This is a genomic window from Rahnella sp. PD4 (genome assembly GCF_049199325.1).
In the GTDB taxonomy this organism is placed as follows: domain Bacteria; phylum Pseudomonadota; class Gammaproteobacteria; order Enterobacterales; family Enterobacteriaceae; genus Rahnella; species Rahnella perminowiae.
Map to the genome: position 1 here is coordinate 446,649 of NZ_JBLZQF010000003.1, position 22,988 is coordinate 469,636.

The following is a 22,988-nucleotide window of genomic DNA, read 5'->3' on the forward strand; positions in this document are numbered from 1 at the left end:
TGAGCTCATGGTAGTTTTATGGTTAGCTTGTCTAAGCCAATAAGAGAGTATTTCTCGAAACATTCATACGATTTAAAAACGCCAGCTGTAACTTTGTAATTACCCGCAATACAGTTATCATAAGAGATGCTTCTAAAAAAATCGAACCATTCCTTTCTGAATTCTGAAGGGTAAGATTTTTTTGGTAATAAATCAGGTCTAATCCACCCCATGGCTGAATATTTTAAAAAATCGAAATACTTAGTCTGTTGTGATTCCGTAAGATATATACTGCTTTGCCTAAGGCTAATCTGAAAATCGCCGACCATATCCATTATTTTATCAAAAAGGTTAGCAGATATAATAGTGACATCTATATCAGAATTGAGGCTGAAATCAGTTTTTTTGATAAAGGAGAATCCGAGCTTTCCTGAACCTGATATATGTATGCTATTGAATGGAATTTCATATTTTACTGCTATTTGCTTAAGGAAATAGTAGTAGTCATCCTCTCTTTGCATAAAAATATATGGGGTACCATGAATGATTTTCCGTCTGCAAAAGTCTTTCAAAGAGTCCTCTTCATCGGGGAGCGAGCGTATTTCTTTTAGAAATTCTGCGTATTTTTCACTTTTTAGCATTTCTGTGCCTTAGTTCGTGGTTTTTATCGAGGATAAACACTAGTGAAGATAGTATTACACTTCAAATAAGTACCATTTACGGGGTATGATTTTTTATAACATTTCCCCACCACGTCATCAATTCAATTCTCTTATTAAGATAAGTTGAACGGTTATACGCACGTCTAACTTCATTTTTGTCAGTATGTGCTAGTGCGGATTCAATTATATCAGAGTTAAAACCTGCCTCATTTATAGCTGTACTTGCAATAGAACGTAGGCCATGAGCAACGAGCTTTCCCCCATAACCAATACGTTTCAAAGCTGCATTTGCCGTTTGGCTGTTCATTGGCTTACGTGGATCATTTCGGCTAGGGAAAACGTACTCACGATTACCACTAATTGGGCGCATGATTTCAAGCAGTTCCAAGGCCTGTTCTGACAGAGGGACAATATGGTCTCGCTTTGCCTCCATGCGTTCTGCCGGTATACACCACTGCTTATTCTCAATATCGATCTATGACCAGGCTGCTGCGGAAGCTTCTGCAGGGCGTATAAGCGTCAGTAACTGCCATTCAAGCAGGCAGCGCGTTGGTATCGATAAGTTACTCATAGAAATGGTGCGCATTAGCTTGGGCAACTCTTCGGGGCGTATTGTGGGCATGTGCTGCTTCTTCGGGCGTTCGAAAGCGTTACCGATTCCTGAAACAGGATTTGCCTCAATCAGTCCAACATTCACCGCATAAATCATTATCTCGTTGATGCGCTGAACCAACCGCCTGACCGTCTCTAATGCTCCGCGTGCTTTGATTGGTTCCAACACTTGGATCAAAGTGCGTGCTTTCAGTTCCTGAACAGGAACATTTTCAATACTGGGCAGGATGTCTTTCTCAATAGAACGCCAGATATCTTTAGCGTGGTCAGCGCTGACGTGACTTTGTTTCAGCTCGAACCATTTGCGTGCAACATTGACGAAAATGCTTTCCTGAGCGATTTGGAGCTTCTCAGCTTCTTCGCCAGCTCTTGCTTGTGGGTCTATTCCTTTGACTAACATCGCAAGCTTCTCTGCACGCACTTCTCTGGCATCAGCCAGTGAAAGAGCAGGATAAGCGCCGAGGCTAATCATGGTGCGTTTTGATGTGCCAGGCACCTGGTAGCGAAAGCGCCAAATTTTCTTGCCGGTGCTTTTGACCAGGAGAAAGAGCCCGTCGCCGTCATGCAAAGTGAGGTCTTTATCTGTGGCTTTGGCTTTTTGTACTTCAACAGACGCCGGTTTTAGACAGATCTTCCCGGACTTCTACAGACACAAAAAAGCCCGCAAACCTAGAAGGGATGCGGGCTTTCAGGACTTCTCCGGACTTATCTGGTAATAACCGGATCATTATTTGGTGGGCTGGGGGAGGTTGAAATAAATAGCTAACTTTATGTTTTAAATGGTTAATTATGAATTTATATTTTTGGCGTATACCTAAACGTATACCAATCTTATCATTCAGCTTTGTTTCATTAGGTTATCTTAACCGATTTGCGACTAGTATCATCATGACCGATTATATAAAATTCTGCCCCAGATGCTCTTATTGCTGATTCAGCGCTTACTAAGAGGACGTCTAATTGTTTTTTGATGTTTGATTGGGCGTTTTTTGTGTAGTAACTTTTCATTGTGTGAGGTTGTACAATTATCACTCTAAATTGAATCTTGCTTTCTCGCTCAATTGATTCTATCGCATCTATAAATAAACTATGCTCACAAGTTATATTATCTTTCCAGCAATACTTGGATTCTGCTTTATCGGCACGTTCTTTTAAGTCTGTAGCTAATTTTTTTCTATTAATATATCTAAGGTTTTTAATAGCTTGGTTTAGTACAATGTCGTGCGCTCCGACTGAAATTCTTCTGTCAGTGCTGTTAGTATTGGCGGCTTTTATGTGAATTAGAGAAATGTAAGTTTTATCATTGTGTTGATCAATATGTATAAAATCTGCTTTTTCCCCTGCACCATCGTCACAAAAAAGCCAACCAGTTGGCCTGTCTGTTGTCAGAAAATTTTCACCAGCATCCCAAAGTCCACTCCAATGATGCTTAATCCAGCAAAAGAGTGATTTTTGACAACCTATTTTATCAAGTGCAACGTTACCATCAAGTTCAGGTTTTTCTTTTAATATGTCAAAATCCTCAAAATCCGCCCAGATGAATTTATTATATGTAACATCTCGATATTCTGTTTTGAATGCTCTACTGTTAACGATAGCATGGCCAGACTCATACCAGCATTTTATTAGTTCTGGATACTTAAAAACATTGTAGAAATACTCCAGCTCTTTACTCGCGCCTCGTTTAGGGTGTGCCTCTATTAATTCAAATTGGATTTCATAATCGTTGACTTTGGGAAGTATGATTATATCTCCAATATTTTCTTTGTATTTGGATACTTCTAGTTTTATTAGTGGGGAGTTAAGAGTGTCCATTATTTTATAAGTGAAATCACTATGAATTTTACGTAGCCTGTCAATTTTGCTCTCGCTCAACCCATGGCTATAAAATTCTGGCTCTAAGAATGACAAGTCATAAATTCCTTGTATTCCTTTCATATCAGCAACAGGTGTGGCTAGAATGCTTATTGGATTTTCTACCTCGTCTTTGTTTTTGTCTATTTTATCTATTATCTCAAGCACTCTGTTTTCAAATGTCTCCCAATCTTTACATGGTCCTCTCCACAAAGACGATTTGTATGGATTTAGGCCAATTGTTGTCTCTGTCCCTTCAAGTGACGTACGAACTGCTGACATAGTGAAAGATTGGTCTTCAAGAGGGTTTAAAGTCTCGGCGACACTTTCTCCACCTAAAACTTTTGAATCAGCTTTAAAACTTTCTCTGCCATGTATTCCCAGAAGCCATAGCATTTTTATTTTATCTTCATTAATAAAAAGATAATTTAGATGGCTAATATTAATTACTTTTAAATCTGGTAGTCGCGAAGTGAAAAAATATGTTCTTACCTCATCTTTCATACCTTTTTCAGACATGTAAAAAGCAAATGTATTGTTAAGATTGAAAGTTATGAATATGTGATTCTCAACATCAGTTAAGTTATTCCCTGCGAACCAGCTAGGATTTTTTAAAACTTCATAATGAGAATAATAGATTAAAGATTCACCCGCATCGTCGTGTTTTGTGGGGTGCATTTCTACAATTTCGTCTTTACGGCCCTCTTTCTCAATGATTTCTGCTATGGCTGCATGAATTTCTCCAGCATCAGTAGCTGCTTGGCTTGAACCTAAAAGGATTGAAAGAAAGGGCTTTATTTGCAGCTTATCAATTCCGTCCATAAGAATCTTCCTGCTTTGTTCGTTGATTTTTTTTAATGTAACCTACATAAGGTTAAGTGATCAAACAATGATCAGAATCTAAATCTAGAAATAAAAAAATGATTCTTTGAAAAAGTGTTCACACTGTTCACTTTTTTGATTTAAATGTTATTTTTCAGGTTTTTAGAGGGTGATTGGGTTGTCCTTAACTGTCCATAACTAATCACTTTTAAGTGTTCAGTAGTTATTTCCTATATGAAAAAACCGGCCGGAGCCGGTTTTCATGTCAACGTTTAAGGTTTTTCGCACTTAGGCAGCCAATCCACTTCGCAGTCTTCACTTAAGATCAGATTGGTTTGCACACCCTGATTGGTCTTTTTCTTAAAGAATTCAATTTCATACTCTTTCAGCGTTTGCGGTACAGCCCGACCAAAGGCTGTCAGATTCATTGTTCGTTGATGTCCCCGTGCCTCCATAAATGATAAATAGGCATGGTAAAGATACCTACGCGGATTCGACGGATGAATATTCGCATTACCGATAAAGAGGCCGTTAGGTGAACTGACTGCCAGCAGGTATCCGCAGAAATCCACCAACGGATCAGCACTGCGTTTTATCTCCAGTGCTTCATCGGAATTCTGCTGTGCCTGTAACAGCTCGCGTGCGTCACTGGGAACGGCAAAGCGTTGCATCAGGCGGCGAACAATGACGGCCAGCTCCTGACCTATTTTCTCTATCAGCTGTGGGTCTCGTTCATTGGCCTGTATCACCTCGGGGAACGTGATGATCACTCGCCTGCGCGATACACCGCCGCTTCGGTCACTGAACTGCATCGGGTTGTTGTTCACCGCCAAGATCACCGCCGGAATATGTGCTGAATAAGCATCACGATATTTCGGGTCAATCGCTACCGCATCGCCGCCAGTGATCGCTTTAATTCCTGCGCCGTCACCGCTCCATTTCTCCTGGTCTGGTAAGATAATCAGCGAATATCCCACCAGGGAAGCCCGTTCGCGGGAAGACTCCAGCGTTTCGATGCTGGCGGAGGTAGTATTGTCATTCCCTGCAAGCATGCGCGCTATGGCTGCCATGACGCTTTTACCACTGCCGCCTGGTCCTGTCACCTCAAGGAACAATTGCCAGTCATACCGGTTTGCCAGAACCATGAAAAGCGCCGCGAGAATGCGCTCTTGCTTTTCTCTTTGCTGGTTTGCCGCCCGCGTCAGCCATTGCCAGAAGTGAGGAGCATGCTCGGCAAGATTTTCCCCTGGCTTGGCCTGCGAATAATCCACGCTGTTGACTGTACGCAACCAGTTATCTTTGCGGTGAGAGCTAAAACTTCCGGTGCGGGTGTCAAAAACGCCATTGCGAAAACCAATTAAGTGACGCGCGGGCTTGCTCATTTCAGGCACCATGAGCTTTAGGGTTTCGATCATGCCGCTAATCAGTGGCGCTGAAAAAGGCGCTTGTGCTTTCTGAAACAGGGCGGCAATTTCTCGGCTGAGCATCCTGTGCGGCAATACCTGCCAAGCTCCTTCCTCATAGCGGCAAAGATCTTCCCCCACCGGAGGCATAGCCAGACGGTGTTCATAATGGACCATCAGCAGTTCACACTTCTCACTCTGGCTCATGGCCTTGAGATCGGCATCACTGACCGTTTCAAAGGGACTTTTCTGAGATTGCAGAGTAAAAGCGCGGAGCTGTTCTAGCGCTTTGTCACGACCTTCCAGTATATATACATCGTTCCAGTCACCGGCGATGAAGGGGATCGCAACTTTCCCGCTGACCAGATTTGCGGCTTCTTTCGCTTTCTTCTGTCCTGTGCCGTTCTCATCATTATCTGCTGCCATTAGCAGCACGGCGTCAGGATATTTCTCTCGCAGGCACTCAGCCAGATGAGGGAAGTTATTGGCACTCAGTGCCACACACACGGTTTCACCCGTCAGCGCATGTATTGTCAGGCCGGTTGCATAGCCTTCTGCCATCCAGATAACAGTGTTGTCGTTCCCTTCAAAATGATAAGCAGCGCCGGTAACCTGTCCACCCGCAAGCATGCGTTTTTCCCCCGACCCGTTAATCAGCTGGGCGTTGACCAGGTTGCCTGATAAATCATAAAGCGGAATGACCAGGTCACCCGCCGCGAAATCTACGCCGCCCACGCGCAGGCCGTTACCCTGTAAGGTCAGCGCTTCCTTATCAACCCAGCCTTTTTTCTCCAGATAGGCATTGCCTGCCGCTTTGCGGGCGGCATTCACCAGCGCTCTCGCCTGACCGGCTGCCTTCTGGCGGGCATCGTCTTTTTGCTGTTGTACAGCGGCCTCGTCGTGATGAACCTCAAGAGGCTGAGCCTCCCCCAGAATTTCAGCCACCTTCACGGCAGCCTCTTTCGTGGTGATATCCAGCGTTTTCGCAACCAGATTTAGCCCGTCACCGGCACCGCAGTGGTTACATATCCAGGTGCCTCTTCCTGCCTGATTATCGAAGCGAAAGCGGTCTTTCCCCCCGCAAACGGGGCAGGCGGAATGATGCCCGCTAGGGGAAACTGTTATACCTAACGCGGGCAAAAGCTGAGGCCAGCGCCCTGTCGCGGCGCTCACGGTGTTTTGAACAATCATTTGTGTCATGTGCGCCTCTGTCAGTGCAGCGTGGTTTCAGGAGTGGTGTGAAGACAAGGCCGGAACAGCTCGTCCATCATGGATTCTCCGAGCGGTGTCAGGCGGGGTTTTGCCACCAAAATATCGGGCTGCACCATGTCGCGCAGCATGGCGCAGGCGATGTCCATACCCAGCTTTGCGCCGTGCTGACGGACGTAATAGCTTTCGACTTCTTTTGCGATGGTCATTTGCAGTTCATCGAGCGTGTAGCCGGTTTCAACGCCGTAGGCGGTACAGGCGTCGAGATAAGCCTGTGCCAGGGCGCGCCGGTAGAGAGCTGTGAGCACTTCAACCGGCAGGCAGGACTGCTGAGTCATATTCATTCGTAAACATCCCCCATTTGCGTTTTGATGGCGGTTTCGCAGGTGTCTACCACTTTGCCGAGCTGGTCAGTCAGCAGCGCAACCATTGAGGCCATGGAGTTCAGCTGATCTCCGCTGGGCACGTGCCCGAAGGTGTCCTGCGTATCAAGCATGTCGAGGAACATCACGCCGACGTTGTGCGCGTGTTGCAGGCGCAGGAAATCAGCATGCGGAATAGGGTAATGGGTGTTGGGGAAATAGAAGGAAGCGAGCTTGTTCATGCGGCCTCCTGAGCGGGCAGGCGACCGGCAAAGCACAGCACATAGTCACGGGCAAACTGGCGACGGGCAGAATGTTCATTGTCGGCGGCGGAGCGCAGCATACAAACCGGCGCTTTAGGTTCAGCACGGCGAACGGCGGCGAACAGGAACGTAAATTTAGGGTGTGGCGTGGTGAGGGTTGTAGCCATGGCGGCAGCCTCCATTGAGTAATGGTTATTGCTACCACCGAAGTTTCCACGCTTATGGGTGGTAGCCCAGACGGGGGTGGAAATACCGGCCTCAATGAATACCGGCCAGCCCGAAGGCTGCCCCGCCTGAGCCACCATTGTTTGATAAGCACAGCGGTTAAGAAACCATTGTGCAAAAAACAGGTGCGCTGAGGCATCGACATAAAAAAACACGCCAGGCGCGTGTTGTGTCGCCATTGAGTTGCTCGGGTTTCCACGCCCGGCTGCCGATTTTGCGGCAGCACAAAAACTATAGAGCAGGGGCTCGCCAGAGAAAAGCCTTTTTTGAAGCATTGGCCGTTTCTCCTTAGCAATCGGTCAGGACTTGATCGGACTGCTGCGGATTTGATCGGAAGTGTGAATCATCCCCTGAAATAACGCTTTCGGCTTTTACGGACAACACGCCCAGGGTATTGCTGGTAAACGCAGGCAAAGGGTTCTTTCTACCGCAGGCGGCAGCCATCAGGCCTTCAGCCAGATAGGCCGCCTCTTGTGTATTGAGCTGAATATTATGATGACCGACAGACAGAGAAATCATTGCATGGTTTCCTGAGTGCGTGCGGCGATGCGGTCATTCATCCAGCCCTCAATCTCCGAGGCCAGCCAAGCCACGTTCTTACCGCCGAGAGAAATCTGGGCAGGAAATTGCTGACGGCTGATTAAGTCGTAAAGGGTGGAGCGGGACAGGCCGGTGGTGTGGATCACTTCCGGCAGTCGCATAAAGCGATCGCGCGGGTAAGCCGGTGGCATAACAAGGGCAGAAGAAGGGGGCGTATTTTGAGCTGTGGAGAGCATGGTGCTACCTCATATTTGTATCCGGCTGGACGCGACCAGTACCGGCTGTTTCGTTAAGGAGCCCCCTATTTTGATAATATTTTTTCTTTTAGCAACAAGCTCTTGCGTTAAAAAACTTTGAAAAAAAAGGCTTGTTTTTTTAAACAATATCAGGTCACAAAAGACCAGATGCCTACAGTTGCCTACAAATGCCTACAGTGACATGCAGGTTGTTTACTGAACAATGATTAAGTGGTTTTGGTTATTAATGAACTCAATTTTAATAGAAAAAAATATTAAATTATTTTGGGCTAGCCAGAAAAAGGCTTTTTAAGACAGTGAATAGTAGTGAACGGTGAGTGAATACCTTCAGATAAAGTGTTCACTGCTTAACTTGATGATTTAATACGATTTTATTTTAGAGTGAACAGTAGTGAATAGTATTTATAGAAATATAAACTCTCTCCACTTTCATGGATTACGTCCCAGCCCGTTGTACCAGCGCTGAGCGAACGCCATCAGATAGAAATGTTGTGTCAGCCTCCCCACAATATCCTCACATTGACAACATATTGCTGAGGTATGCCATGAAACCCGATTCAACCAAAACCGTCGAAGCCGTTATCCAGGACTTTCTTCAGGTCAAAGCCGGTCACAACGAAAAGCCATCATCAGGAAATGCTGAAGGCGCTATCCAACACTTTGAGCAGGCTAAAGCGGCGTTTGCTGAGAAAAAGCGTGCACTTGATGAAATTGAAAGTTCGATTTCCCGATGCACCCAGGAAAAGGAAACAGCGAACAGCGAAATCAAAGAGAACGAAGAGAACTGGCGTTCGCGTTTTCGCAAGTCACGCGGGGTTATGACTGACGAACTCAAGAATGCGCACAGTCAGCGGGCTGTTCAGCAAGGATTAGTTAAAGAGTTCGATGACCTGATTGAGGAATTGAATGTCGAAAAACAGTCGGCAATGTTGGGGTGTGCTAGTGCGGGCCAAAAGTTGATTAGTGCACACCGCAGCGCACTGAATGCCTATGCTGACCATCAGTGGCGACTGGCGATCAATAATCTCAGTCCGGCGCTGGTTCGTGCTGTAAAGCTGAAAGTGCTGGCGTTATCCAACGTCAGTTATCAGGAAACACAAACGGGTCATTATGTTGAGCCCGCTAAAATTATCAGCAGTGAAATTGGGAGCGCGCTTGTCGGTGCGGCTCGCATAGGGCAGTTCAACATGGATGCAGAACCCGTGCTGGAGAAAATAGGGATGTATTCCCCTGCGTTGCCTGGCGTCGATGAGGCGCTATTACAAAGCCCTATAAAAAGGGAGTTACTTGCACGTAAGCTGGCAGAGTGTGCTGCTTCAAGTAAGGAGTAACAGCAAATGATGCGCTGCCCGCTTTGCAGCTCTGTTGCTCATATTCGCACAAGCCGTTATATCACCGAACAGACAAAGGAGTCTTATTATCAGTGCACCAGGCTTGAATGCTCATGCGCATTTAAAACGAATGAAAGCATCAGTAAAATCGTTAAAAGAGAAAATCTGAAGCAGAAAATATAAATTTCGGCTTGTCTCAATCCCCAAAAAATAATCTCAAATGCCGCTTTTGAATAAGGCGGCATTTTTCATGAATGCGGTGCAAAACCGACCCTCCTGACAGCCTTTTCTCTGGCTAGCCTGTCCCTAGCGAGCTCTGCATGCATAGGGTGCATGGTTTTGCATGCAATTGGGAGTGCTCAAAATGGCTCAAAACCCATGCTACACTGGCTTTCAGGGGCTTTCTTCATGCATTAAAACCAGCGAGCTAAGTCAGCAGCGGGCAGGCGGGGAGAATTGCGCGCGCCGAGGTAAATCAGCTCCAACTTTCACCATCGTATCAACCTGTAGTTAGCTGAAAACAAGTTGCATAAGATAAATAAGAGAACAGACTATTGTATAACTTTTTAAATTGAAACTAGTCAACATTTAAAATCCGTCAATGAGCATGTTAATGCCATTACTCTCATCAAGCTTTATCTCTTTAAGTTCTATCATTGCGCTTTCATATTTTAATCTTGGGCTTGTATCAAACTCTATAATTGAGTTGATAAGTTCTAAAGTACAGACCGATCTACAAGGTGTAGAATAGCGTTTAGACATATAAAGAGTTACCTCAGGTTTGTCTTGAGTTATTTTCCTCATCGATCTTCTTATTTTTGGGTCATCACTAGTGTGTGTTAATGAATTTCTAAAGTATCCAGGGTTGCGATATTTAACAATGTTAAGTATATGTGTTTTAATATTAACGCTTCTAGCAATCACCACCCAAAGATTAGACAGTTCTAAAAACATATTTTTGATGTAAGCATTTTCTTTTTGCAACTCTTTGAACAAACTAATGTCACCTTCGATTAGATTAGTTAGCTTTTGTGATTCGAAGCGTTTATCGAATATATATACAATAACATCACCAGTGAAAATAGTTTCAACGAATTTAGCATTATGCTCATTTCGATTGCAGCCTTTCAATTCTATAGTTGATATTCTACTCTCTGTCTCTTCAACAAATTCGCAAAATATTTCCTTAACTATGCTAGCTCTAAATGTTGTGTAATCAATATCTGCGCATAACTCAAAAAGATTGGTGTAATTTATAGAGTTATTACTGTGGTAAAGTTTTTTAAGGATGTCAGCCTGTTTGTTTTTAGTATCTCTACATATGAACATTGCAGCAAAGTACTCCATTAATGATTTATGAGACCAACGAAGTATTGCACCTTCTTTAACAAACAATGGGACTGTCTCAATTAAATCTTTGATAAACATTGGAGTGTCTACATTTATCCCAGATATATTTGAAGTTATATCTTTTATTATTATAGATAGTTCTACTTTAGTAAATTCAACTCGCCCATCATTTTTTAAGCACCAAAAGCCTAATCTTCTCAATATGTAGTGAAAATCAGTCGAATCTAATTTTGAGTGTTTTTCCCGTACATAACCAAGTTCCTTAGTCAAATCATGTGATTCATATAAAGCTTCATAAACCTGACTATAGAATAATTCTTTTTTTCTAGGGATTATAGGTTTGAACTTGTAAGCACAATAAAGCAGTGATACATACAATGGTGTTGACAAAAACTCATCAAGAATTTTACCCTCTTCGCGTTGAAGTCCTTTTATTAAGGTGGCGGAAATTGTCCTGGAGTTATCATATTTTCTTAATAGATTATATGATTGGTATGATTCAAGTGGTATTATTTTGAATCTTGAGAAAGTATAAAGTTCAGATAAAAATCCATCATGGCGAGAAGTTACTATTATTTTTTTATTTTTGAAGTTTTCAGAGAATTCCTTTAAAAATTGTATAGTCTCGGATTTTATATTCTGGGGGATTTCATCAATACCATCAAATAAATATATAAAAGGTAGTTCCTTGAGTGTGTCATCTGGAAAGTCAGAGCTTAGGCCTAACCTGTTTTTTATTTGATTGGAGATGCTAGAGTTTCTAATGCTTCTAAGTTCAATGTAAATTGGTATATGTTTATCATTGTCGATACAAAAAAGTGCAATCCTTTTTAATATGGTTGACTTACCCATGCCAGCTGAATCAGTAATTAAAACATGATTGAAGCTGTTAATTATATCGCAGTTGTTGTGTATTATACATTCATAGGGGTCATTTTCGTTATCAATTGATATACTAAGCGGTTCGTATATTTTTAATAATTCAACAGGCGTATTTTGAAAGGCTAGGGTATTTATTAAAGAACATTGCCCTTTGACTCTAGATAAAAATGATTCCATGTTTTCATCTATGAATCGTCTATCTCTGAAATTTCGTATGGACTTTTTAATTTTTGTGTATATTATTGGGCCGATTTTATCCGCGACTATTTTCTTTGCCCAAGGAAGTGCATCTGTAATTAATGAATCTAAAGATACTGGCTGCATAATTATTCCTTTTCTAAATTACGAATCATTTTAGCGGTATCAGTGAAACTCGAGTAAACCTGTGAACCCCACCACTCCATTAATATTTTACGCTGCTTCAGATAAGTAGAGCGATTATAAGCTTTTCTTACCTCATTTTTATCACTGTGCGCAAGTGCTGCTTCAATTACGTCAGCGTTAAAGCCACCTTCATTCATTGCTGTGCTGGCAATTGACCGTAGACCGTGAGCAACTAGTTTCCCGCCATAGCCAATACGTTTCAATGCTGCATTAGCAGTTTGGCTGTTCATGGGCTTACGTGGATCATTTCGGCTAGGGAAAACGTACTGACGATTACCACTAATGGGGCGCATGATTTCTAACAGTTCTAATGCTTGCTCTGACAGCGGAACAATATGATCTCGCTTTGCCTTCATGCGTTCAGCTGGGATACACCATTGCTTATTTTCTATATCGATCTCTGACCAAGCTGTTGCGGATGCTTCGGCAGGGCGTATTAGCGTCAGTAACTGCCATTCAAGCAGGCAGCGGGTTGGGATTGATAAATTGCTCATCGAAATCGTGCGCATTAGCTTAGGCAGTTCTTCGGGGCGAATTGTAGGCATGTGCTGCTTCTTTGGGCGCTCGAAAGCGTTACCAATACCTGAAGCTGGATTTGCCTCAATCAACCCAACATTGACGGCATAAATCATTATCTCGTTTATGCGTTGTACTAAACGCCGAACAGTCTCTAATGCTCCCCGCGCTTTGATTGGTTCTAACACCTGGATCAGGGTGCGAGCCTTCAGCTCCTGAACAGGAACATTTTCAATACTGGGCAGGATGTCTTTCTCAATAGAACGCCAGATATCTTTAGCGTGGTCTTCGCTGACGTGACTTTGTTTTAGCTCGAACCATTTACGTGCCACATTTACGAAAATGCTTTCCTGAGCGATTTGGAGCTTCTCAGCTTCTTCGTCAGCTCTTGCTTGTGGATCTATCCCTCTGACTAGCATCGCCAGTTTCTCTGCGCGTACTTCCCTAGCATCAGCCAGTGAAAGTGCAGGATAAGCGCCAAGGCTAATCATGGTGCGTTTTGATGTGTTAGGTACCTGATAGCGGAAACGCCAAATTTTCTTGCCGGTGGTTTTGACCAGGAGAAAGAGTCCGTCACCGTCATGCAAGGTGAGGTCTTTATCGGTGGCTTTGGCTTTTTGTACTTCGGTGTGGGTGAGGGGGCGTGTAGTCCGCGCCATGCAAGGATCTTCCCTAATTGGTATACGTTTATTGGTATATATCTTAGCGTATACCAATTCGTATACCAATAGACGCCGGTTTCAGGCGGATCTTCTCGGACTTCTACAGACACAAAAAAGCCCGCAAACCTAGAAGGGATGCGGGCTTTCAGGACTTCTCCGGACTTATCTGGTAATAACCGGATCATTATTTGGTGGAGCTGGGGGGATTTGAACCCCCGTCCGAAATTACTACACCGTCGGCACTACATGCTTAGTCCAATCTTTACATTCGCCGGTTAGCTGCGGATGGACACGCCACTAACAAACTATCCTGATTGGGTTTAACGCTTTCACCCCAGGCAAGGTGTCCACGCGATCTCTTTTAGGTTTGACCTCTCTTGATCCCCGTCCTAAGAGCGGAGGCTAGGGAGAGAGGGCTCTGAGCAGGGTATTAAGCTGCTAGGGCGTAGTTTTCGTCGTTTGCGACTATTTTTTTGCGGCTTTTTACGAGGCCAACCGCCCCTCGGCATGCTCCTTGGGCTTCGCAAATCCCGTCGAATCCAGAATCAGCCCCAAGTACTGTTGTGCAGTATATCAGAAAAACACCATGCGAAGCCAGAGGCTTAGCGGTTTGCATTCTTCATGATACGTGCTTTGTCTACTTTCCATTCACGATCTTTGATGTCATCGCGCTTGTCGTGCTCTTTCTTACCTTTCGCCAGGCCAATTTTTACTTTGGACCAGGCATTTTTCCAGTACATAGAAAGCGCGACGACGGTGTAACCATCGCGGCTGACCTTGCCGAACAACGTTTCCAGCTCACGTTTTTTCAGCAACAGTTTTCTTGTGCGTGTCGGGTCACAGACGATATGACTCGACGCCACATTGAGAGGTTGAATGGTTGCGCCAAAAAGAAAGGCTTCACCGTCGCGGAATGTGACATAGCTGTCAGTGATGTTTGCTTTACCAGCACGCATCGATTTGACTTCCCATCCCTGCAAAGCAAGCCCCGCCTCGATTTCATCTTCAATGAAATATTCATGGCGAGCGCGTTTGTTCATCGCGATAGTCGCGGAACCGGGTTTATGTGCTTTTTTCTTTGTCATAGTGACACTTATTATACTGTAAGCGATGCCGATTGAAATCCCCACGCAGTCAGAGTCGGATGTTTTTCCTGTTTGTGGCGCCCTGTGCTTCGTAGTTTTTATTACCGCGTGGATAAATGGTATTATCTGTACGTTTTATGACACCTGGGAAATGATATGCCACAGATAAGTCGTTCTGCGCTTGTGCCGTTCAGCGTGGAACAGATGTACACCTTAGTGAATGATGTCGATGCTTACCCGCAATTTCTGCCCGGTTGTACCGGCAGCCGCATTCTGGAAAACAGCGATTCGTCGATGACCGCAGCGGTTGATGTTTCCAAAGCAGGCATCAGTAAAACTTTTACTACCAAAAATACGTTAATCAGCAATAAACGTATTGATATGCAACTGGTGGATGGCCCGTTTCGTAAACTGACCGGCGGATGGGATTTCATCGAACTTAGCCCGGACGCCTGCAAAGTTCAGCTCAGCCTTGATTTTGAATTTACAAATAAATTGATTGAGTTAGCCTTCGGTAAAATCTTTAAAGAACTGGCTGGCAGCATGGTTCAGGCCTTCACGTTGCGCGCGAAAGAGGTCTACAGTGTCTGAGATCAGCGTTGAAGTGGTCTACGCTTTACCGGAACGCCAGTATCTGCGAACGGTAAAACTGGCAGAGGGGAGCAGCGTCGAGCAGGCTGTGAAGGCTTCCGGTTTACTTGAACTGCGTCAGGATATCGATCTAAAACAGAACAAGCTAGGTATCTACAGCCGGCCCGTGAAGCTTGCGGATACAGTCAATGATGGTGATCGCGTTGAAATTTATCGGCCCCTGATTGCCGATCCGAAAGAGTTAAGGCGTATACGCGCCGAACGTTCTAAAAAATAAGGCGCCTCAGGCGCCTTATTTTTTTTACCCTGAAAGATGATTTTTGGTGATAACCAGAGACCATCACACCGGGGCGATTTATTTTTGATCGCTCAACTTCGGTTTGTTGTCGATGTTGGTCAGAGTATCAGACTCGTTGAAGGTCAGCGTTAATGTCTGCTGAGTGACACCTTCATGGCCTGGTTCCTGACGGAACACGTAATACCAAACATTACTGCCAAACGGGTCATGCAACATCGGCGTGCCGAGAACATAAGCAACTTGTTGTTTAGTCATACCGGTATGAATTTTTTGAACATCAGCAGGAGAGAGGTAGTTCCCCTGATTGATGTCAGGCCGATAAACCACCTTTTCCAGAGTGGAACAGCCCGCAGTAAGCATTACAAGAGCTACAGCGGCGGCAGTTAGCGTTTTACAGCGCATAGTCATTACATTCCTTTAGGGCATAAGATGCCGATGATAATAGACCTTTCATCAGTTTGAAACCTTTGCGGAGCACCTGTATGACCGCTGAACTGTAAAAAAGTTGAGCTTTTTACGCTGCGAGTAACTCTTTTGCGTTGGCCAGCGTGTTTCGGGTTACTTCACTTCCGCCCAGCAGACGTGCCAGTTCCTGCAAACGCGCCTTCTTATCAAGGCGATTCATTTGGGTTTCAGTCACTTCACCGTCTGTTTCTTTGCTGACAAAATAATGCTGATGACCACAACCTGCAACCTGCGGTAAGTGAGTGACGCACATCACTTGCGTTGATTCGCCTAACTGACGCAACAGACGACCGACGATCGCAGCCGTCGGGCCGCTGATACCAACATCTACTTCATCAAAGATCAGCGCCGGCGTTTCCATTTTCTGCGCCGTGATCACCTGAATAGCCAGCGCAATACGCGACAATTCGCCACCGGAGGCTACTTTTGCGAGAGCCTGTAGCGGCTGCCCCGGGTTGGTGGTGACCTGGAACTCGAGGCGATCTGCCCCTTCCATATTTAAATGTTCGGGTTCGAACTGAACCTGAATCTTAAATTTACCGTGTGGCATGGAGAGCGCCTGCATACTTTGCGTAATCAGATGCGTGAGCTCATCGGCAAAATACTGCCGTTTTTCATGCAGCTGCTCAGCAATAGCCACGGCTTGTTGATAATGGTGCTGTACGGCTTCACTCAGTTCAGCCTGATTGGTTTCCTGATCATCAAGCGCCTGCTGCTCCTCGAGCAACTGACGATGTAGTTCAGGGAGTTCTTCAGCACTGACATGGTGTTTACGGGCCAGATTCATCTGGCGGGACAGGCGCTGCTCCAGCTCGAATAAACGGTTTGGATCCATATCCAGACGTTCGCTGTAATGACGTAATTCATCACTGGCCTCACTGACCTGAATAGACGCGTCGTCAAGCATGATGATCAGCTCATTCATTTTGCTGTCGAGCTCAGCCAGTTCAGCCAACTGATGACGGGCGCTGTAGAGCAGACTGACAATATTCTGTTCTTCACCGTCTGCCAGCAAATAAAGCGCATTTTGGCTCAGGGAAAGCAGTTGTCCGCTGTTAGCCAGGCGTTTGTATTCTTCATCAATTTGCTCATATTCCCCTGCCTGGGGAGCAAATTCATTCAGCTCTTTCAACTGGTATTGCAACAACTGACGGCGCGATTCTCGCTCAGTCATCTGTTGCTGATATTGTGCCAACTGACGGCAGCTCTGATGCCAGTTTTGGTAAGCCTTGCGCATTTCTGATAGCAGTAAGGGCTGATCGGAATAAGCGTCGAGTAAATCTTTCTGATGCTCAGGTTTGAGCAGAAGCTGATGAGCGTGTTGTCCGTGAATTTGGATCAAATGCTGACCCAGTTCACGTAGCTGTGACAGGGGGACGGGCGTGCCATTGATAAAGCCGCGCGAACGGCCATCGCTGCTGATAGTCCGGCGTAAGAGACAATCCAGCCCTTCATCAAGCTGATTTTCAGTCAGCCAGTGTTTCGCCGAAGGAGTATCCGCTAAGGTGAATCGCGCACAGATATCCGCACGGCTGGCACCGAGGCGCACCATACTGCCATCCGCACGATTGCCCAGACACAACCCGAGCGCGTCGATAGCGATGGACTTACCGGCACCCGTTTCACCGGTGATTGCTGTCATACCAGCATGAAAATCGATTTCTAATTCGCGGACAATGGCAAAGTTACTGATAGTTAATTGCGCCAGCATGATCACCTTCCTGTACATAACAACAGACCTGTAATTAAATACAGTATAAACTGGTTTTATATACAGTAAAGAGGCTGGCGAATTATTTTTATCCGATCAGAAAAGTTTTTTCGACCACCCAAGTTTTGTACTTAATGTATTGAAATAACTGTAGTCTTTAGGATGGATCAGATTCAGGTGAAACTCGCTGCGGCGGATAATCACTTCTTCGCCCGGCTGTATCGGCAGGGCGATCTGGCTGTCACAGCTGATTTCAAGGTCATTGCTCATGTGCGAAAACCGCAGGCAAATGGTGCTGCTGCTGTTGATGACCAGCGGGCGCGCCGAGAGCGTATGCGGGAACATCGGCACCAGCGCGATCGCTTCCAAAGTGGGTGTCAGGATCGGACCGCCCCCTGAGAGCGAATAAGCGGTAGAACCGGTTGGTGTGGAAATGATCAGGCCATCAGAGCGCTGGGAAAAAGCGAATTTGTCGTCAATATAAACTTCAAATTCAATCATATGCGCCACTTTCCCCGGATGGAGGACCACTTCATTGATGGCGGTGCTTACGCGACATTGCTGATCTTTGCAGCGCACCATTGCTTCCAGCAGAAAGCGTTGCTCGCTGATGTATTCGCCCTGCAGCACGTCATCGAGTTGTTGCAAAGCGTTATCCGGATCCAGATCGGTCAGAAAACCGAGATTTCCCCGGTTAATGCCAATGACTTTTATGTCATAGCGGGCCAGCACGCGAGCCGCACCCAGCATATTACCGTCACCGCCGACGACCACGGCTAAATCTGCCAGTTTGCCGATCTCAGCCAGGCTCCCCGTCTGTGCGCCTTCCAGGGCTAAATCTTGCGCCACCTGACGTTCGACGATCACCTGATAACCTTTTGAGATTAACCAGTGGTAAAGCATTTCATGGGTGGCAAGTGCGGAAGGATGGCGGGGGTGTCCGACAATCCCAATGCACTCAAATTTTTTATTCATCGCTGTGGTTATCCTCAGCAGGGTGTGATGACTCCTGCATTATGACCGGTTTCATTAAAAACCAAACCTTGAAACCCCGGTTTTGATCCCCATAATAAGCCAACTAGCAAGATTAATGCTAAAACGCGGAGAGATTCATGAGTAGTAAAGAACATAAGACACCTGACGAGCAAGTCTCTGAAGAACTGAAGCAGGAACAAGAGCTGCATACGGAAGCGGAAACTGAGGCGGCAGATGTCGTTGACCCCCGCGATGAACGTATTGCTGAATTGGAAGCGCAGCTGAAAGAACTTCAGCAGCGTGAGCGTGACAGCCTGCTGCGGGCGAAAGCGGAGGTGGAAAATATCCGCCGTCGTACCGAGATGGATATTGAGAAAGCGCATAAGTTCGCGCTGGAGAAATTCTCCGGCGAACTGTTACCGGTAATCGATAATCTGGAACGTGCGCTGGATCTGGCTGATAAATCGAATGCAGAACTGGCGGGTCTGATTGAAGGCGTCGAGCTGACCCTGAAATCCCTGCTGGATGCTGTCCGCAAGTTCGGTATGGAAGTGGTGGCAGATATCCATGTGCCATTCAATCCTGAACTGCACCAGGCGATGACCATGATGGAATCCGAAGAGCTGGAACCTAATCACGTAATGATGGTGATGCAGAAGGGTTACACGCTGAACGGCCGTCTGTTGCGTCCGGCCATGGTGGCGGTTTCTAAAGCCAAAGCCTGATTCTGTTTCACGCAGACTGAGATAATGAAAGAGGCACCTTTGCGGGTGCCTCTTTTTTATTCCGGTAATCTCGGCACCCAGTCAATGGGTGCCAGCCCCTGGGCCACCAGTAAGGCATTCGCCTGCGAGAAATGCTTACATCCCAGAAAACCCCGGTGTGCAGAAAGCGGAGAAGGGTGGGGTGCCTTCAAAATATGATGGCGGTTGCGGTCAATAATATTGCCTTTTTTCTGCGCATGAGAGCCCCAGAGCAAGAAGACGACCCCTTCACGGTTTTCATTGAGCGCGGCAATCACCTTGTCAGTGAATGTTTCCCAGCCCAGTTTGGCATGTGAATGCGCTTTACCTTCTTCTACAGTCAGCACGGTATTGAGCAACAAGACGCCCTGATCTGCCCAGCTCTGCAAATAGCCATGAGAAGGCCGTTCGAAGCCGGGAATATCGGTCATCAATTCTTTATAGATATTCACTAAAGAAGGGGGAGCGGGAATGCCTGGGCGAACGGAAAACGATAAACCATGCGCCTGATTAGGGCCGTGGTAAGGATCCTGACCCAAAATAACGACTTTAACGTCTGCCAGTTCGGTAGAACGGAAGGCATTAAACACATCCTGTTGTGGCGGATAAATGGTTTTACCTGCCGCGCGTTCGGCAGCGACAAACTTCAGCGTATCAACGAAGTAGGGTTGTTCTTTTTCCTGACCGAGTACGTCATGCCAGGTGAGAGTAGTGGACATTAACGCTCTCCTTGTGAAGGTAATTTTAACTGACTGTAGCTTACCTGCTCATCCTGATGAGTTAAACCCGTGCGCGCTTTTGCTGCTATTTATGTGCAGCTTAACGTTCTATGCAAATTTTTTTGATAATTTACAAAATAATTTAATCTGGCATCTTGGAAAAATTGATATAAAACATAAATATGCTGCGGGTGAGAAATACCCACAAGGAAAAGATTGATATTTATCAAAGAACACGGGGGTGCTCTGCTGTTATATCTGATAACAGGAAAACAGGTTGTCGTTCAAACCTTACGCCAATCAATTAACAGTATCGTAGCCAACAACGGAGGCAACATATGATCACCGGGATCCAAATTACTAAAAGCAACAATGAAGCGCTGAAAAACTCTTTCTGGCTGCTCGATGATGAAAAAGCGCAAGCACGCTGCGTTTGTGCAAAAGCGGGTTTTGCGGAAGATCAGATCGTCGCTGTCAGCGATCTTGGCCAGTTTGAATACCGTGAAGTGCCGATGGAAATCCAACCGACTGTGCGCGTGGAAGGAGGTCAGCACCTGAATGTTAACGTACTGCGCCGTGAAACGCTGGAAGATGCGGTTAAGCATCCGGAAAAATATCCGCAACTGACTATTCGTGTGTCTGGTTATGCGGTGCGCTTTAACTCACTGACTGCTGAGCAGCAGCGTGACGTGATTACCCGTACTTTCACTGAAAGCCTGTAATCGCTCCTGAGTTTTAAGTTTTGAGCTATAAAAAAACCGCCTCCGTTCACACGGGGCGGTTTTTCTTTGCATCCAGCCAGGCCGATGTCTATTTAGCGGCGTCTTTTACCGCGTCAGGTTTAACGCGGCGTTTGCCGACGTTTTTGCTGTCACGATGGCGAACTTTAACTTTCACCTTCGACTTTTCCTGTGCCGCTTTTTGTTTTTCTTTGCGTTTCGCCAGCACTTTCTTCGACGGCTTACCGGTGACTTTTTCGCTCGGGGCTTTGGTTTTAGGACGGAATTCGTCCAGCACACGGGCTTTCAGCGGCTCGTTAAGGTAACGGCCAATCTTACCGAGTAGCAGATGGTCATGTGCTTCCACGAAGGAAATCGCAGTACCTTTGCGACCGGCACGACCTGTTCGGCCGATACGGTGCAGATAGATATCAGCGGTCAGCGGCAGATCAAAGTTGAAGACGTGGCTGATATCGTTGATATCCAGGCCGCGGGCTGCAATGTCGGTCGCAACGAGGACGTTAACGCGGTCTTCAACCATACGTTTGACGGCTTCGGTACGTTTCACCTGTACCATTTCGCCTTCGAGATAACAGGAGTTAATCCCTGCCTGACGCAGCCAGGCAACCAGCTCATGCACGCGTTCACGCTTGCGCACGAAGATCACGGATTTCGTGACATCTTCCTGTTTCAGCAAATGGATCAGCATCTGGGTTTTATGTGCTACATCGTCGGCACGATAATACCATTGCAGAATTTTTTTGCGTTCGCGACGTGACGGGTCGGCTTCGATTTCTACCGGCTCAGTCAGGATGCGCTCTGCGAATTCACGGATGGCTTCCCCTTCCAGCGTTGCGGAGAACAGCAACGTCTGTTTGCGCCAGCGTGCTTCAGCAGAAATCGTTTCTATATCCTGAGCAAAACCCATATCCAGCATGCGGTCGGCTTCATCAAGGATCAGGGTTTCGATTGCACGGCAGTCAAAATTTTCTTCTTTAATGTATTGCAGCAAACGACCGGTGGTCGCCACAACGATGTCCTGGTTTTCGCTGAACACTTCGGCGTGGTTCATATAAGCCACGCCGCCGGTGATGGTGGCGATATCCAGTTCGGTATGTTTGGCTAACTCACGCGCCTGTTCAGCAACCTGCATAGCAAGTTCACGGGTTGGCGTGAGGATCAGAATTCGTGGCGGACCCGATTTCTTACGCGGGAAATCCAGCAAATGCTGCAATGCAGGCAGCAGGAATGCCGCTGTTTTGCCGGTGCCGGTAGGAGCCGAACCCAACACATCGCGTCCGTCCATTGCTGGCGGAATGGCCTCTGCCTGAATGACAGTAGGACGGCTATAGCCTTTGTCGCCAAGGGCTTCAATCAGGCGTTCATCGAGTTCGAGTTCGGAAAAAGTGGTTACAGTCATGGTCTACCTCTACTTGGGGCGCCGATTATAGACGTGTTAGACGCGATCTTCACCTATTTAAGCGGTTTGCGTGGCTTTTACTCTGCTTCTCTTTGCCCTATGCTACGACAGTTTTCGTTCCCGGCCCTGTTGGCTGGCGTTATTACGGTGAAATGAGTGACAAAAGAAGTCGGTTCTGCAAAAACTTTACGGCGTAACGGATTTACCTTTAAACAATTTTTCGTTGCGCATGACCGTTGTGCGATGAAAGTGGGTACCGACGGTGTTCTGCTTGGTGCCACGGCGCCGGTCAGCCAGGCACGGCGCGTGCTCGATATTGGCTGTGGCAGCGGTCTGATTGCCATGATGCTGGCGCAACGCAGTCAGGCTCAAACCCGTATTGATGCCGTCGAACTGGAACCTTCCGCCGCCGCGCAGGCTGATGAGAATTTTCGCGAATCAGTCTGGGCGACGAGGCTGGCGGTGTATGCGCAAGATATCACTGCGTATGCCGCAGAGCATCCGTCTGAATACGATCTGATTGTCAGTAATCCGCCTTACTTTGAATCGGCGGTGGCCTGCCGCGATGCAGCCCGCAATGCGGCCCGTTACACCGAAACTCTGACGCACGACACATTGCTGGAATGCGCGAAAAATCTGATCACGCCAGAGGGATTGTTCTGCGTTGTTTTACCGTACGACATCGGGCTGGCATTTGAAACCCTGGCTCACCGGCAAGGTTGGTTCAGCGCATGGCGGATGGCCGTACGCGATCGGCCGGGAAAACCGCTAAACCGGTTACTGCTCACCTTATCAAGGCAATCCGTTGAACGGGTTGATGAGGAACTGGCGCTGCGAAAATCGGAAGGTGTTTACAGTGAAGCTTTTTGTGCGCTGATTACTGATTTTTATCTGAATTATTAGCGGATGTCTGAGCTTTTAAAAGTGCGTTCCTTCGCACTTTCCTGGC

At 46.4% G+C, this 22,988-nt stretch carries 24 protein-coding genes, 1 other RNA gene and 1 pseudogene; 8 read left to right on the plus strand and 18 right to left on the minus strand.

Annotation, left to right across the window (positions count from 1 at the left end):
* Positions 1–5: 5 nt before the first annotated feature.
* The 9 genes and pseudogenes from ACOZIO_RS10920 to ACOZIO_RS10960 form a co-directional block, all read right to left on the minus strand.
* Positions 6–620, minus strand: coding sequence for a hypothetical protein (locus ACOZIO_RS10920; protein WP_421595265.1), 615 nt, complete (start codon positions 618–620; stop codon positions 6–8).
* Positions 621–696: 76 nt separating this feature from the next.
* A pseudogene (locus tag ACOZIO_RS10925) lies at positions 697–1,884 on the minus strand (integrase domain-containing protein).
* Positions 1,885–2,105: 221 nt separating this feature from the next.
* Entirely contained in the window at positions 2,106–3,929 is a 1,824-nt protein-coding gene (locus ACOZIO_RS10930) for a hypothetical protein (protein WP_421595266.1), read from the minus strand.
* A gap of 272 nt (positions 3,930–4,201) precedes the next feature.
* Positions 4,202–6,532: a phage/plasmid primase, P4 family gene (locus ACOZIO_RS10935; RefSeq protein ID WP_421595267.1), complete on the minus strand. Its 2,331-nt coding sequence runs from the start codon at positions 6,530–6,532 to the stop codon at positions 4,202–4,204.
* A gap of 11 nt (positions 6,533–6,543) precedes the next feature.
* Positions 6,544–6,885, minus strand: coding sequence for a DUF5375 family protein (locus tag ACOZIO_RS10940; protein WP_421595268.1), 342 nt, complete (start codon positions 6,883–6,885; stop codon positions 6,544–6,546).
* Positions 6,882–7,145: a hypothetical protein gene (locus ACOZIO_RS10945; RefSeq protein ID WP_416122784.1), complete on the minus strand. Its 264-nt coding sequence runs from the start codon at positions 7,143–7,145 to the stop codon at positions 6,882–6,884. Before ACOZIO_RS10945 ends, ACOZIO_RS10940 begins: the two co-directional genes overlap by 4 nt.
* The gene (locus ACOZIO_RS10950; protein ID WP_421595269.1) at positions 7,142–7,666 is read right to left on the minus strand and encodes a host cell division inhibitor Icd-like protein; all 525 of its coding nucleotides are present in this window, start codon (positions 7,664–7,666) and stop codon (positions 7,142–7,144) included. Before ACOZIO_RS10950 ends, ACOZIO_RS10945 begins: the two co-directional genes overlap by 4 nt.
* Before the next feature lie 13 nt (positions 7,667–7,679).
* A complete protein-coding gene (locus tag ACOZIO_RS10955; RefSeq protein WP_421595270.1) occupies positions 7,680–7,910 on the minus strand; it encodes a hypothetical protein in 231 nt (76 codons plus the stop codon).
* Entirely contained in the window at positions 7,907–8,167 is a 261-nt protein-coding gene (locus ACOZIO_RS10960) for a helix-turn-helix transcriptional regulator (RefSeq protein WP_217172780.1), read from the minus strand. Before ACOZIO_RS10960 ends, ACOZIO_RS10955 begins: the two co-directional genes overlap by 4 nt.
* 566 nt (positions 8,168–8,733) lie before the next feature.
* Here ACOZIO_RS10960 and ACOZIO_RS10965 point away from each other — a divergent pair.
* Positions 8,734–9,519, plus strand: a complete 786-nt coding sequence (locus tag ACOZIO_RS10965) for a capsid protein (protein ID WP_421595271.1) — start codon at positions 8,734–8,736, stop codon at positions 9,517–9,519.
* A gap of 9 nt (positions 9,520–9,528) precedes the next feature.
* The gene (locus tag ACOZIO_RS10970; protein WP_421595294.1) at positions 9,529–9,702 is read left to right on the plus strand and encodes an ogr/Delta-like zinc finger family protein; all 174 of its coding nucleotides are present in this window, start codon (positions 9,529–9,531) and stop codon (positions 9,700–9,702) included.
* Positions 9,703–10,107: 405 nt separating this feature from the next.
* Here the strand turns inward: ACOZIO_RS10970 and ACOZIO_RS10975 are convergent, their stop codons facing one another.
* The 4 genes from ACOZIO_RS10975 to smpB form a co-directional block, all read right to left on the minus strand.
* The gene (locus tag ACOZIO_RS10975; RefSeq protein WP_421595272.1) at positions 10,108–12,075 is read right to left on the minus strand and encodes an NACHT domain-containing protein; all 1,968 of its coding nucleotides are present in this window, start codon (positions 12,073–12,075) and stop codon (positions 10,108–10,110) included.
* Positions 12,076–12,077: 2 nt separating this feature from the next.
* Positions 12,078–13,310 carry an integrase domain-containing protein gene (locus ACOZIO_RS10980; RefSeq protein WP_421595273.1) on the minus strand — a complete coding sequence of 411 codons (1,233 nt, stop codon included), beginning with the start codon at positions 13,308–13,310 and terminating at the stop codon, positions 12,078–12,080.
* A 192-nt stretch (positions 13,311–13,502) separates the two neighbouring features.
* Positions 13,503–13,866: a transfer-messenger RNA gene (gene ssrA, locus ACOZIO_RS10985) on the minus strand.
* Between the two features lie 49 nt (positions 13,867–13,915).
* On the minus strand, positions 13,916–14,398 hold the full coding sequence (gene smpB / locus ACOZIO_RS10990; RefSeq protein WP_129952915.1) for an SsrA-binding protein SmpB: 483 nt from the start codon (positions 14,396–14,398) through the stop codon (positions 13,916–13,918).
* Positions 14,399–14,554: 156 nt separating this feature from the next.
* Between smpB and ACOZIO_RS10995 the strand changes: the two genes are divergently transcribed.
* Together ACOZIO_RS10995 and ACOZIO_RS11000 are read left to right on the plus strand one after the other, a co-directional pair.
* The gene (locus ACOZIO_RS10995; RefSeq protein WP_120506496.1) at positions 14,555–14,989 is read left to right on the plus strand and encodes a type II toxin-antitoxin system RatA family toxin; all 435 of its coding nucleotides are present in this window, start codon (positions 14,555–14,557) and stop codon (positions 14,987–14,989) included.
* The gene (locus ACOZIO_RS11000) at positions 14,982–15,266 is read left to right on the plus strand and encodes an RnfH family protein (RefSeq protein WP_129952914.1); all 285 of its coding nucleotides are present in this window, start codon (positions 14,982–14,984) and stop codon (positions 15,264–15,266) included. Before ACOZIO_RS10995 ends, ACOZIO_RS11000 begins: the two co-directional genes overlap by 8 nt.
* A 78-nt stretch (positions 15,267–15,344) precedes the next feature.
* Here the strand turns inward: ACOZIO_RS11000 and bamE are convergent, their stop codons facing one another.
* The 3 genes from bamE to nadK form a co-directional block, all read right to left on the minus strand.
* A complete protein-coding gene (bamE, locus tag ACOZIO_RS11005; RefSeq protein WP_037040188.1) occupies positions 15,345–15,689 on the minus strand; it encodes an outer membrane protein assembly factor BamE in 345 nt (114 codons plus the stop codon).
* Between the two features lie 112 nt (positions 15,690–15,801).
* A complete protein-coding gene (gene recN / locus ACOZIO_RS11010) occupies positions 15,802–17,463 on the minus strand; it encodes a DNA repair protein RecN (RefSeq protein WP_217218837.1) in 1,662 nt (553 codons plus the stop codon).
* 96 nt (positions 17,464–17,559) lie between these two features.
* Positions 17,560–18,438, minus strand: a complete 879-nt coding sequence (gene nadK / locus ACOZIO_RS11015; RefSeq protein ID WP_129952912.1) for an NAD(+) kinase — start codon at positions 18,436–18,438, stop codon at positions 17,560–17,562.
* Positions 18,439–18,575: 137 nt separating this feature from the next.
* Between nadK and grpE the strand changes: the two genes are divergently transcribed.
* On the plus strand, positions 18,576–19,163 hold the full coding sequence (gene grpE / locus ACOZIO_RS11020; protein ID WP_421595274.1) for a nucleotide exchange factor GrpE: 588 nt from the start codon (positions 18,576–18,578) through the stop codon (positions 19,161–19,163).
* A gap of 56 nt (positions 19,164–19,219) precedes the next feature.
* On the opposite strand, the gene ung is transcribed toward grpE, so the two are convergent.
* Positions 19,220–19,900: a uracil-DNA glycosylase gene (ung, locus tag ACOZIO_RS11025; RefSeq protein ID WP_129952910.1), complete on the minus strand. Its 681-nt coding sequence runs from the start codon at positions 19,898–19,900 to the stop codon at positions 19,220–19,222.
* On the opposite strand from ung, the gene ACOZIO_RS11030 reads away from it, so the two are divergent.
* Together ACOZIO_RS11030 and grcA are read left to right on the plus strand one after the other, a co-directional pair.
* Positions 19,893–20,120, plus strand: a complete 228-nt coding sequence (locus ACOZIO_RS11030) for a hypothetical protein (RefSeq protein ID WP_129952909.1) — start codon at positions 19,893–19,895, stop codon at positions 20,118–20,120. The genes ung and ACOZIO_RS11030 overlap by 8 nt on opposite strands.
* Positions 20,121–20,238: 118 nt before the next feature.
* Positions 20,239–20,622, plus strand: a complete 384-nt coding sequence (gene grcA, locus ACOZIO_RS11035) for an autonomous glycyl radical cofactor GrcA (RefSeq protein WP_129952908.1) — start codon at positions 20,239–20,241, stop codon at positions 20,620–20,622.
* Positions 20,623–20,710: 88 nt separating this feature from the next.
* Here the strand turns inward: grcA and srmB are convergent, their stop codons facing one another.
* Entirely contained in the window at positions 20,711–22,039 is a 1,329-nt protein-coding gene (gene srmB, locus ACOZIO_RS11040; protein WP_129952907.1) for an ATP-dependent RNA helicase SrmB, read from the minus strand.
* Between the two features lie 156 nt (positions 22,040–22,195).
* Here srmB and trmN point away from each other — a divergent pair, with 156 nt between their 5' ends.
* Positions 22,196–22,942 (plus strand): tRNA(1)(Val) (adenine(37)-N(6))-methyltransferase TrmN, encoded by a 747-nt coding sequence (gene trmN, locus ACOZIO_RS11045; protein WP_129992118.1) that lies wholly within the window; start codon positions 22,196–22,198, stop codon positions 22,940–22,942.
* The last annotated feature ends 46 nt before the right edge of the window (positions 22,943–22,988 follow it).

What these genes read in the sequence shown, in the direction of transcription:
- ACOZIO_RS10920 (WP_421595265.1), bottom strand. Translation starts at nt 620, where the DNA reads ATGCTAAAAAGTGAAAAATACGCAGAATTTCTAAAAGAAATACGCTCG.
- ACOZIO_RS10930 (WP_421595266.1), bottom strand. Translation starts at nt 3,929, where the DNA reads ATGGACGGAATTGATAAGCTGCAAATAAAGCCCTTTCTTTCAATCCTT.
- ACOZIO_RS10935 (WP_421595267.1), bottom strand. Translation starts at nt 6,532, where the DNA reads ATGACACAAATGATTGTTCAAAACACCGTGAGCGCCGCGACAGGGCGC.
- ACOZIO_RS10940 (WP_421595268.1), bottom strand. Translation starts at nt 6,885, where the DNA reads ATGAATATGACTCAGCAGTCCTGCCTGCCGGTTGAAGTGCTCACAGCT.
- ACOZIO_RS10945 (WP_416122784.1), bottom strand. Translation starts at nt 7,145, where the DNA reads ATGAACAAGCTCGCTTCCTTCTATTTCCCCAACACCCATTACCCTATT.
- ACOZIO_RS10950 (WP_421595269.1), bottom strand. Translation starts at nt 7,666, where the DNA reads ATGCTTCAAAAAAGGCTTTTCTCTGGCGAGCCCCTGCTCTATAGTTTT.
- ACOZIO_RS10955 (WP_421595270.1), bottom strand. Translation starts at nt 7,910, where the DNA reads ATGATTTCTCTGTCTGTCGGTCATCATAATATTCAGCTCAATACACAA.
- ACOZIO_RS10960 (WP_217172780.1), bottom strand. Translation starts at nt 8,167, where the DNA reads ATGCTCTCCACAGCTCAAAATACGCCCCCTTCTTCTGCCCTTGTTATG.
- ACOZIO_RS10965 (WP_421595271.1), top strand. Translation starts at nt 8,734, where the DNA reads ATGAAACCCGATTCAACCAAAACCGTCGAAGCCGTTATCCAGGACTTT.
- ACOZIO_RS10970 (WP_421595294.1), top strand. Translation starts at nt 9,529, where the DNA reads ATGCGCTGCCCGCTTTGCAGCTCTGTTGCTCATATTCGCACAAGCCGT.
- ACOZIO_RS10975 (WP_421595272.1), bottom strand. Translation starts at nt 12,075, where the DNA reads ATGCAGCCAGTATCTTTAGATTCATTAATTACAGATGCACTTCCTTGG.
- ACOZIO_RS10980 (WP_421595273.1), bottom strand. Translation starts at nt 13,310, where the DNA reads ATGGCGCGGACTACACGCCCCCTCACCCACACCGAAGTACAAAAAGCC.
- smpB (WP_129952915.1), bottom strand. Translation starts at nt 14,398, where the DNA reads ATGACAAAGAAAAAAGCACATAAACCCGGTTCCGCGACTATCGCGATG.
- ACOZIO_RS10995 (WP_120506496.1), top strand. Translation starts at nt 14,555, where the DNA reads ATGCCACAGATAAGTCGTTCTGCGCTTGTGCCGTTCAGCGTGGAACAG.
- bamE (WP_037040188.1), bottom strand. Translation starts at nt 15,689, where the DNA reads ATGCGCTGTAAAACGCTAACTGCCGCCGCTGTAGCTCTTGTAATGCTT.
- recN (WP_217218837.1), bottom strand. Translation starts at nt 17,463, where the DNA reads ATGCTGGCGCAATTAACTATCAGTAACTTTGCCATTGTCCGCGAATTA.
- nadK (WP_129952912.1), bottom strand. Translation starts at nt 18,438, where the DNA reads ATGAATAAAAAATTTGAGTGCATTGGGATTGTCGGACACCCCCGCCAT.
- grpE (WP_421595274.1), top strand. Translation starts at nt 18,576, where the DNA reads ATGAGTAGTAAAGAACATAAGACACCTGACGAGCAAGTCTCTGAAGAA.
- ung (WP_129952910.1), bottom strand. Translation starts at nt 19,900, where the DNA reads ATGTCCACTACTCTCACCTGGCATGACGTACTCGGTCAGGAAAAAGAA.
- grcA (WP_129952908.1), top strand. Translation starts at nt 20,239, where the DNA reads ATGATCACCGGGATCCAAATTACTAAAAGCAACAATGAAGCGCTGAAA.
- srmB (WP_129952907.1), bottom strand. Translation starts at nt 22,039, where the DNA reads ATGACTGTAACCACTTTTTCCGAACTCGAACTCGATGAACGCCTGATT.